The 5,481-nt window shown below is 71.7% G+C and carries 8 protein-coding genes; all 8 read left to right on the plus strand.

Annotated features, from left to right (window positions below):
- A partial coding sequence (locus tag E6G06_21650) for a DUF222 domain-containing protein (protein ID TML85812.1) occupies nt 1–1,108 on the plus strand: 1,108 nt, incomplete at its 5' end.
- Nucleotides 1,105–1,926: a TIGR03619 family F420-dependent LLM class oxidoreductase gene (locus tag E6G06_21655; protein TML85813.1), complete on the plus strand. Its 822-nt coding sequence runs from the start codon at nt 1,105–1,107 to the stop codon at nt 1,924–1,926. The genes E6G06_21650 and E6G06_21655, both read left to right, overlap by 4 nt.
- Before the next feature lie 57 nt (nt 1,927–1,983).
- The gene (locus E6G06_21660; protein TML85814.1) at nt 1,984–2,634 is read left to right on the plus strand and encodes a DUF2461 domain-containing protein; all 651 of its coding nucleotides are present in this window, start codon (nt 1,984–1,986) and stop codon (nt 2,632–2,634) included.
- 7 nt (nt 2,635–2,641) lie between these two features.
- A complete protein-coding gene (locus E6G06_21665) occupies nt 2,642–3,316 on the plus strand; it encodes a histidine phosphatase family protein (protein TML85815.1) in 675 nt (224 codons plus the stop codon).
- Nucleotides 3,317–3,333: 17 nt separating this feature from the next.
- Nucleotides 3,334–4,266, plus strand: a complete 933-nt coding sequence (locus E6G06_21670) for an alpha/beta hydrolase (GenBank protein TML85816.1) — start codon at nt 3,334–3,336, stop codon at nt 4,264–4,266.
- Nucleotides 4,263–4,658 (plus strand): hypothetical protein, encoded by a 396-nt coding sequence (locus E6G06_21675; GenBank protein ID TML85817.1) that lies wholly within the window; start codon nt 4,263–4,265, stop codon nt 4,656–4,658. Before E6G06_21670 ends, E6G06_21675 begins: the two co-directional genes overlap by 4 nt.
- 22 nt (nt 4,659–4,680) lie before the next feature.
- A complete protein-coding gene (locus E6G06_21680) occupies nt 4,681–5,403 on the plus strand; it encodes a type I pantothenate kinase (GenBank protein TML85818.1) in 723 nt (240 codons plus the stop codon).
- A partial coding sequence (locus E6G06_21685) for a peroxiredoxin (protein ID TML85819.1) occupies nt 5,400–5,481 on the plus strand: 82 nt, incomplete at its 3' end. The genes E6G06_21680 and E6G06_21685, both read left to right, overlap by 4 nt.

Consider the following 5,481-nt stretch of genomic DNA (forward strand, 5'->3'; position numbering starts at 1 on the left):
CCGGCGCAGCGGCACCTCCACCGGCAGCGCGATGGCGACGCTCGAGACCGCGGCCCGCCTGCCCGAGCTGCCCGCGGTGGACCGCGCGGTGCGCGCCGGTGAGCTGTCCGCGGCGCAGGCGAACGAGATCGCGTCGGCTGCCGGCGCCGACCCAGGCGCTCAGGCGGAGCTGGTGCAGGTCGCGCGTCGTGATGGGTTCACGCGCCTGCGCGACAAGTGCCGGCAGGTGAGGGCGGCGGCCGCGCCCGACGAGATGGCGCGTCACCGCGCCATTCATGCCTCGCGTTCGCTCCGACATTGGAGCGATCCCGACGGCGCCGGGCGCCTGGAGGGGCGCTTCACCCCCGAGGTGCTGGCCGAGCTGCTGGTGGCGCTGGAGCCCTTCGAGGCCGAGGCCTTCCGCGAGGCCCGGGCCGAGGGCCGGCGGGAGGGCTTCGACGCCTACCGCGCCGATGCATTGCTCGCTCTGGCGCGGGCCGGACGCGACGGGAATGGCCCCGGGCCGTCACGACCGCGCAACACGGTGCACGTGGTGATCGACCACGCCGCGCTCCTGCGAGGCAAGGCAGAAGCAGGCGAGCGCTGTGAGGTGGCGGGCGGGGGACCGGTGCCGGTGCGCGTGGTGCGCTCGATGCTGGACGACGCCTTCGTCACCGCGGTGGTGAGCGACGGGGTCGACGTCTCCACCGTGGCCCACCTGGGGCGACGGCCCACCGCGCACCAGCGCAGCGCGCTCGAGGTGCGCGACCCCGAGTGCGTGGTGCCCGCGTGCCACGTGCGGGTGGGGCTCGAGATCGACCACGTCGAGCCGTGGAGCGCGACGCGCGTCACCAGGCTCGACGCGCTGGCCCGCCTGTGCCGGTTCCACCACGCCCAGAAGACGCACGAGGGCTATCGGTTGGAGGGCGGGCCCGGGCACTGGCGCTGGCTCAAGCCCGACGGCACCGACGTGGACCCGCGACCACCGCCACCGACGCGACCAGCCGACGACGACACCGGCACGATCGCGGAGCGACAGGCGCGCATTTGCGACGCCGCGATCGCACGCGTGGAGCGGTACTTGGCAACCAAACGCGTCGGGGTGGCGGGCGGTAGACAGGGGAGATGAAGATCGGCATCCACCTGCCGCAGTTCGGCCGCGCCGCCAGCCCCGACGCAATCCGCGACGCGGCGAAGCGGGCGGAGGAGTTGGGCTTCGCCGATGTGTGGGTGAGCGACCACATCATCGTCCCCGCCGCGCAGGACTACCCCTCGCCCTATCTGTTCGACCCGCTGATGAGCATGGCGTGGGGCGCGGCGGCGACGACGGCGATCGGGCTCGGCACGAGCGTGCTCGTGGCGCCGCAGTACCACCCGCTCTGGCTGGCGAACGCGCTCGCCAGCCTCGACGCGCTGAGCGGGGGGCGGGTCACCGTCGCGGTGGGCGTGGGTTGGTCGGAGGCCGAGTTCGACGCGCTCGGACAGCCGTTCCACAACCGGGGGCGGCGGACCGACGAGATCATCGACGCGCTGCGCTCGTGCTGGCGGGACGACCCGTCGTCGTTCGCGGGCGAGTTCTACGCGTTCGACGACGTCCGCGTGCTGCCCAAGCCCGCCCACGACATCCCCATCTGGGTGGGCGGATCCGCGGACGCGACCTACCGCCGCGCGGTGGCGCGCGGCGACGGCTTCCACGCCATCGGGCTCGACACCGATGGTGTGGCTGCCGCAGTGGCGCGCATCCGCCGCGACCGACCGGACGAATCGTTCACCATCTCGCTGCGCACGGGCTGGGACCCGCAGGGCATGGACCCGGACCGCATACGACGGGAGCGAGCCGAGTGGGAGGCCGCCGGCCTTCAGCACGTGGTGGCCGTGCCGTGGCGGAACAACCGCGCCGACTTCCTCCGGTCGATGGAGCTGCTGGCCGAGATCGTGCTGCCGTAGTCGTGTGACCGGTCCGCTTCGAGAACAGGAAGGCGCGAGCCGGTAACGTGCGCGGCCGTGGCTGCGTTCAAGGGCTGGCCGGCCGAGGCGTTCGACTTCTACGAGGGACTGGAGGCCGACAACTCGAAGGCCTACTGGACCGAGCACAAGACGCTGTACGAGGAAAGTGTGCGGGCGCCGTTCGAGGCGCTCATGACCGACCTCGCCCCGGAGTTCGGCCCGGGCAAGCTCTTTCGCCCGTACCGCGACGTGCGCTTCGCGGCCGACAAGTCGCCGTACAAGACCGCCCAAGGGGCGGTGCTCAACCACGGCAGCGGCACCGTGTACTACGTGGCCCTCTCGGCCGAAGGGCTCTTCGCGGCGTCGGGCTACTACCAGATGGCCAAGGACCAGGTCGACCGGTTCCGCAAGGCGGTGGCGAGCGACAAGACCGGTCCTCCCGTCGAGCGCATCGTGGCCGAGCTGGAGAAGGCGGGCTACGACATCGGCGGTGAGGCCCTGCGGCGGTCGCCGCCCGGCTATCCCGTCGACCACCCGCGCATCCGCCTGCTGCGACACAAGGGCGTGACCATGAGCAAGTCGTGGGATCCGGCGCCGTGGGTGGGGACCGCGTCGGCCAGGCAGCGCGTCGTCGGCGTCTTCCGCGCCGCCAAGCCGTTGAACGACTGGCTCGACGCGCACGTCGGTCGCACGAAGCAGCCGCGGTAGCCGGCGCGTGTCGTCACAGGCGGTCCCCCAGCCCGGCGCGCTCGTCGACGAGGAGCAGGTATGCGAGCTGCTGCTCGTCCGTCACGGCCGGTCCGCCGACGTGGTGCCCGGTTCCGACGAGAGCCTCGACCCTCCGCTGCACGACATCGGCCATCGTCAGGCCGAAGCGCTGGCGCGCCGGTTGGACCACAAGGACATCGCCGCGATCTATGCATCCGATCTGACGCGCGCGGTACAGACCGCCGGCTACCTCGCGAAGGCGCACGGCCTCGACGTACAACAGCGGAAGGATCTGCGCGAGGTGTGGCTGGGCGACTGGGAACGCGGTGAGTTCCGCCGCCGCGCGCAGGCGCGCGACCCCGAGTGGCTCGTGTTCGCCCGCTCCGGGCGCTGGGACCTCGTGCCCGGCTCCGAGGGAGACGACGCGCTGAGGACGCGCGTCACCCGCGCGATCGGCGAGATCGCGGCGCAACACCGCGGCGAGTCGGTTGCGGTTGTCGTCCACGGCGGCGTCATCAACGGCTATCTGGCGGCGACGTTCGAGACGACGGCGAGCTGGTTCGCCCTCATCGAGAACACGAGCGTCACCGTGGTCCTCGCGGGGGCGGGGCGGCGCCTCCTCGTCACCCTGAACGACTGCACCCACCTGTACGACCCCGTCGTTCAGCGCCCGGCGCCGTAGCGTCATAGCGTGTGCCGATGGCGCTCGACCCGCAGCTGAAGACAATCCTCGACCAGATCGCATCGTTGGGCGGGCCACCCATCCAGGAGCTGGGAGTGACCGCGGCGCGGGCCCTGCTCGACAACTTCGCCGCCCTGGGCGGGCCCGCGGCGGAGGTGGCCCGCGTGGAGGACCGCACGTTCGCGGGCCCGGCGGGCGACGTGCCCGTCCGCATCTACCGGCCGACCCCTGAGGCGGGTCCGCAGCCCGTGCTGCTGTGGTTCCACGGCGGAGGCTGGGTGCTGGGCAGCATCGACGGCAGCGACCGCACCTGTCGTGACCTCGCGGTGCAAGCGGGCGTCGTGGTGGTGAGCGTGGGCTACCGGCTGGCGCCGGAGCACCCCTACCCGAGCGGTGTCGACGACTGCTTCGCCGCCCTCGTGTGGGTGGTCGCCGCGGCAGGCGACCTCGGCGTCGACCCCACGCGCGTCGCGGTGGGCGGTGACAGCGCCGGCGCCAACCTGGCCGCGGTCGTGGCGCTCGCTGCCCGCGACCGCGGCGGCCCGGCCGTGCACTTCCAGCTGCTCGTCTACCCGATCACCGACGCGCTGATGACCTATCCGTCGGTGCGCCACAACGGCCAGGGGTACTTGCTCACCGACGACTCGATGAAGTGGTTCGTCGAGCTCTACCTCGGTGACCACGGCGATCCCAAGGACCCGCTCGTCTCACCCATCTACGCCGACGACCTGTCCGGGCTCCCGCCTGCGCTCGTCATCACCGCCGAGTTCGACCCGTTGCGCGACGAGGGTGAGGCCTACGGGGCGCGGCTCCAGCAGGGCCATGTCGCCGCCAAGGTCAGCCGCTACGACGGCATGATCCACGGGTTCTTCAGCATGGGTGCGATGGTGGAAGCGGCCCGCCCGGCCACCGCGGAGGCGGCCGACGCGCTGCGACGGGCGCTGGCATGACCGGAACCGATGTGCCCGCCCTGCTCGGGCGGATCGGCGACTCGATCAGCGGGCACAAGTCGTTCGGGCCCGCCTTCGAGAAGGACGGCATCCTCCTCATTCCCGTCGCCTACGTCTTCGGTGGAGGTGGCGGCGGTGAGGGCGAGGAGCCTGCCCAGCCGGGGAAGGACAAGGCGGACAAGCCGGAGTCAAATCAGAAGAAGGGCTCGGGTGGCGGCTACGGGCTGGTGACGTGGCCCATCGGCGCCTACGTCGTGCAGGACGGCCAGGTGCGATGGGTGCCGGTGATCGACCCCGGGCTGATGATGACGAGCGGCGCGCTCGCGATCGCGGTGGTGGTCAGGTCGTTGCGGCGGAAGCGGCGTCGCGCCCGGCGCCGGAACGAGCGCTGAACCGCCGCAGCACTGCCGGCAATTGCGCTCGGACGTGAACGCCTACCAAGCGCTGGCTGCGCAGGTTGTGTCTCGCCGGAGAACCAAGACCCCCGTGCTCCTGGGCATCGCCGGCGGCGTGGGCGTCGGGAAGTCGACCGCGGCCGCGGTCGTCCGCGAGCACCTCGAGGCCGCGTCGGTCCGCGTAGAGGTGGTGTGCACGGATGCCTTCCTGCTGCCGAACGCAGAGCTCGACGCGCGCGGCGTCAGCATGCGCAAGGGGTTTCCCGAGAGCTTCGACGTGCCGGCCTTCGACGCGTGCCTGGCCGCGCTGGAGGCGGGAAGTCCGGGGGTGGAGATACCGGTGTACTCCCATGCAACCTACGACCGGGCGCCCGGTGCGGTGCAGGTGCTCGGCCCCGCCGACGTCGTCATCGTCGAAGGGGTCAACGCGCTCCAGTCGCCCGTCGTGGAGCACCTCGACCTGGCCGTCTACATCGACGCCGACGAGGCCGACATGCGGATCTGGTTCGTCGACCGGTTCCTCGCGTTGTGTGAGGCGGCGATGGCGGACGAGACCTCCTTCTACCGGGGGCTCGCGGGAATGACACCGGACCAACAGCGCGACATCGCGGAGTGGACCTGGCACGAGATCAACGGCGTGAACCTGCACGAGCACATCGCCCCGAGTCGGAGCCGGGCGAACTGGGTGGTGTCGAAGCGGCGCGATCACTCGATCCGTGCCACTAGTGTCCCGGGTACGTGAAGACCGGCGACAAGGCACCCGACTTCGAGCTTCCCGACCAGACCGGCACACCGCGCAAGCTGAGCGACTATCTGGCCG

Source organism: Actinomycetota bacterium (assembly GCA_005888325.1).
Classification (GTDB): domain Bacteria; phylum Actinomycetota; class Acidimicrobiia; order Acidimicrobiales; family AC-14; genus AC-14.

Coding starts and splice junctions, on each gene's coding strand:
- E6G06_21670 (TML85816.1), top strand. CDS start 3,334: ATGGCGCTCGACCCGCAGCTGAAGACAATCCTCGACCAGATCGCATCG.
- E6G06_21655 (TML85813.1), top strand. CDS start 1,105: ATGAAGATCGGCATCCACCTGCCGCAGTTCGGCCGCGCCGCCAGCCCC.
- E6G06_21675 (TML85817.1), top strand. CDS start 4,263: ATGACCGGAACCGATGTGCCCGCCCTGCTCGGGCGGATCGGCGACTCG.